The 4,586-nt window shown below is 73.7% G+C and carries 1 pseudogene; it reads left to right on the forward strand.

From position 1 onward, the window contains the following. Positions 1 to 131: 131 nt before the first annotated feature. Positions 132 to 4,505: pseudogene (locus ACOJTC_RS01325) on the forward strand (carboxyl transferase domain-containing protein); the annotation flags it as partial. Between the last annotated feature and the right edge of the window lie 81 nt (positions 4,506 to 4,586).

Below are 4,586 nucleotides of genomic sequence, written 5' to 3' on the forward strand. Positions count from 1 at the left end.
CCGGCCGAGCGCCTCGTCCCGGTCCCGCCCGTACGCGATGATCTTCGCGATCATCGAGTCGAAGTCGGCCGGGATGGCGTCGCGCGCGCTGTCCCCCCGGGCGGCCCCGCTGCCCGGGCCCGCGGGCCGGGCCCGCCGGTCCGGGCTGCCGGGTCCCCCCCGGGGAACGCGAGCGCGACACCATCCCGGCCGACTTCGACTCGATGATCGCGAAGATCATCGCGTACGGGCGGGACCGGGACGAGGCGCTCGGCCGGCTGCGCCGGGCGATGGCCGAGACCACGGTGATCATCGAGGGTGGCGCGACGAACAAGAGCTTCGTGCTCGACCTGCTCGACCAGCCCGAGGTGATCGACGCCAGCGCCGACACCGGCTGGATCGACCGGGTACGCGCCGAGGGCCGGCTCGTGTCCCACCGGCACTCCGCCGTCGCGCTCGCCGCCGCCGCGATCGAGGCGTACGAGGAGCAGGAGCAGGCCGAGCAGCAGCGGCTGCTGTCGACGGCGTTCGGCGGGCGGCCCCAGGTGCAGCACGCCAGCGGCCGGCCGTTGGACCTCAAGCTGCGCGGCGTCGGCTACCGGATGCGGGTGGCCCGGGTCGGCGCGCACCGGTTCCGGGTCGGCATCGAGGCCGGTGGCGACGTGCACACCGCCGACGTCGAGCTGGACCGGTTCGACAGGCACACCGGGCAGATCGCCGTCAACGGCGCCCGGTACCGGCTGCTCACCGGCACCCACGGCGCGATCCACCTGGTCGAGGTGGACGGCGTGACCCACCGGGTCGGCCGCGACGAGGGCGGCGTGGTCCGTTCGCCCATGCCGGCGCTGGTCGTCGCCACCCCGGTGGAGGTGGGCGCCGAGGTCGAGGCGGGCGCACCGGTGCTGGTGCTGGAGGCGATGAAGATGGAGACGGTGCTGCGGGCACCGTTCCGGGCCCGGCTCAGGGAGTGCGGCGTCTCCGTCGGCAGCCAGGTGGAGGCCGGCGCGGCGCTGCTGCGGCTGGAGCCGCTCGCCGACGACACCGACGACGCCCCGGTCGCCGAGGCCGCCGCGCCGGTCGCCCTGGACCTGCCCGCCGCGCCCGACCAGGCCCCGGCGGTCGAACGGTCCCGACGCGGCCAGGAGGACCTCCGTGGGCTGCTGCTGGGCTTCGACGTGGATCCGCACGACGACGGCCGGGTGCTCGACGAGTACCTCGCGGCGCGGCGGGCCGCCATCGAGGACGGCCACCGCCCGCTGGCCGAGGAGATCGACCTCGTCGACGTCTTCGCCGACCTCGCCGAACTCAGCCGCAACCGGCTGACCGGGGAGGACGGCAGCGGCGACAACCACGTCCCCAGCGCCCGCGAGCACTTCCACACCTACCTGCAGAGCCTCGACGTCGAGCGGGCCGGTCTGCCGGCGCACTTCCAGGCCAAGCTGGCCAAGGCGCTCGGCCACTACGGCGTCACCGAGCTGGACCGCTCCCCCGCCCTCGAGGCCGCCGTTTTCCGGATCTTCCTGGCCCAGCAGCGGGCGGCCACCGACGCGACGGTCATCGCGACGTTGCTGCGCGCCTGGCTGCGTGAGCCGCCGCCGGACGCGGTGCTGCGCGAGCCCGCCGGCCTCGCGTTGGAGCGGCTGGTGGCGGCGACGCAGGTGCGTTTCCCGGTCGTCGCCGACCTGGCCCGGGGGGTGGTGTTCGCCTGGTTCGCCCAGCCGCTGCTGCTGCGCAACCGCGCCCGGCTGTACGCCTCGGTCCGCCGGCACCTGCGTCACCTGGACGCGAACCCGGACGCGGCGGACCGCGCCGAGCGGGTCGCGGAGATGGTCCGCAGCACCGAACCCCTGGTGCGGGTGCTCGGCCAGCGGCTCGTGCGGGACCACCTCGACAACGCGGTGATGCTGGAGGTGCTGACCCGGCGGTACTACGGCAACAAGGGCCTGGCCGACGTGCGGACCCGGCGGGTGGCGGACTGCACGTTCGTGGTCGCCGAGCGGGCCGACTCCAGCCTGCTGTCCGCCGCCGTCCGGTTCGACGCGCTGGGCGACGCGCTACGTGGACTCGCCGAGCTGGCCGGGGACGGTTCCGCCGTCGACGCCGACATCTACCTCGGCTGGGAGAACCAGCCGGAGGACTTCGACGCGATGGCCGCCGCGCTGTTGGAGGTCGTCAACGCGCACCCGCTGCCGGCCCAGGTCCGCCGGCTCACCACCACCGTCGCGGGGCGCGGCGGCGCGGTCATGCACCACCACTTCACGTTCCGCCCGTCGAGCACGGGGATGAGCGAGGAGCGGCTGATCCGGGGCCTGCACCCGTACATCGCGCAGCGGATGCAGTTGGAGCGGCTGCGCAAGTTCGACCTGACCCGGCTGCCGTCGTCGGACGAGGAGGTCTACCTCTTCCAGGCCGTCGCGCGGGAGAACCCGTCCGACGAGCGGCTCGTCGCGTTCGCCCAGGTGCGTGACCTGACCGCGCTGCGGGAGCACGACGGTCGGCTGGTCGCCCTGCCCACGGCCGAGGACATCGTCGCCACCTGCCTGGACTCGATCCGCCGGGCGCAGACCCGCCGCCCGTCCAAGACCCGCTTCAACACCAACCGGATCGTCATCTACGTCTGGCCGCCGAGCGACCTGACCCGCGAGGAGATGGAGATGATCGCCGGGCGGGTCCGCCCGACGACCGTCGGCGCGGGGCTGGAGGAGATCCTGTTCATCGCCCGGCAGCGCGACCGCCGGACCGGCGAGCTGAACAAGATCGCGGTACGGATCGCGTTCGACGCCACCGGCGGGGCCGAGCTGACGATGGGTGAGCCGCCGGTCGACCCGGTCGAGCCGCTCGACGACTACCGGCTGAAGGTGCTGCGGGCCAGCAGCCGCAACACGGTCTACCCGTACGAGCTGACCGGGCTGCTCGGCCAGTTCGTCGAGCACGACCTCGACGACGACCACGCGCTGGTGCCGGTGGACCGGCCCCGGGGGCGCAACACGGCGGCGATCGTCGCGGGCGTGGTCACCACGCCGACCCCGAGGCACCCGCAGGGCGTCACCCGGGTGGTGCTGCTGGGCGACCCGACCAAGTCGCTCGGCGCGCTCTCCGAGGCCGAGTGCCGTCGGGTGATCGCCGCCCTGGACCTCGCCGAGCGGTTGCAGGTGCCGCTGGAGTGGTACGCCCTGTCGGCCGGCGCGCGGATCTCGATGACGTCGGGCACCGAGAACATGGACTGGGTGGCGGCGGCGCTCAAGCGGATCGTCGAGTTCACCCAGGACGGCGGCGAGATCAACATCGTGGTCGCGGGGATCAACGTGGGCGCCCAGCCGTACTGGAACGCCGAGGCGACGATGCTCATGCACACCCGGGGCATCCTGGTGATGACGCCGGAGGCCGCGATGGTGCTCACCGGCAAGCAGTCGCTGGACTTCTCCGGCGGGGTGTCCGCCGAGGACAACTTCGGCATCGGCGGCTACGACCGGGTGATGGGCCCCAACGGGCAGGCGCAGTACTGGGCGCCGAACCTGACGGCGGCCCGGGACGTGCTGATGGCGTACTACGACCACACGTACGTCGCGCCCGGGGAGAGCGAGCCGCGCCGGGCGACCACCGTCGACCCGGTGGACCGGGACATCTCCGCCTTCCCGCACACCGTGGCGGGCAGCGACTTCACCACCGTCGGCGAGATCTTCTCCGCCACCGCCAACCCGGACCGCAAGAAGCCGTTCGACATCCGTACGGTGATGCGGGCGCTGTCCGACCAGGACCACCCGGTGCTGGAGCGGTGGGCGGGCATGGCCGACGCGGAGACCGCCGTGGTGCAGGACGTCCACCTCGGTGGCATCCCGGTCTGCCTGCTCGGCATCGAGTCGCGGTCGGTGCCCCGGCGGGGCTTCCCGCCCACCGACGGCCCGGACACCTACACCGCGGGCACCCTGTTCCCCCGCTCGTCCAAGAAGGCCGCGCGGGCGATCAACGCGGCCAGCGGCAACCGGCCGCTGGTGGTGCTGGCCAACCTGTCGGGCTTCGACGGCTCACCCGAGTCGATGCGCAAGCTGCAACTGGAGTACGGGGCCGATATCGGCCGGGCGATCGTCAACTTCCGCGGGCCGATCGTGTTCTGCGTGATCTCCCGGTACCACGGTGGGGCGTTCGTGGTCTTCTCCAAGGCGCTGAACCCGAACATGACGGTGCTGGCGCTGGAGGGCTCGTTCGCCTCGGTGCTCGGCGGCGCCCCGGCCGCGGCGGTGGTGTTCTCCGGCGACGTCAACGCCCGTACGGCGGCCGACCTGCGGGTACGCGACCTGGAGGCGCGGGTCGCGGCGGCCACCGGCACCGAGCGTGCCGCGCTCACCGCCGAACTCGACGAGACCCGCGCGGCGGTCCGCGCGGAGAAGCTCGGCGAGGTCGCGGCGGAGTTCGACCGGGTGCACAACATCGGGCGGGCGGTGGAGGTCGGCTCGGTCGACGCGGTGATCCGGGCCGCCGAGCTGCGCCCCCGCGTCATCGAGGCGATCGAGTCCCGGCTGGGCTGACGCCGGGGTGGGGCCGGCGGAACCCGCCGGCCCCGGCTACCCGCCCGGGGAGTGTCGTCGTGAACGGCCTTGTGCCCCACC

Origin of the sequence: Micromonospora sp. (assembly GCF_048594385.1) — a bacterium.
Classification (GTDB): domain Bacteria; phylum Actinomycetota; class Actinomycetes; order Mycobacteriales; family Micromonosporaceae; genus Micromonospora; species Micromonospora wenchangensis.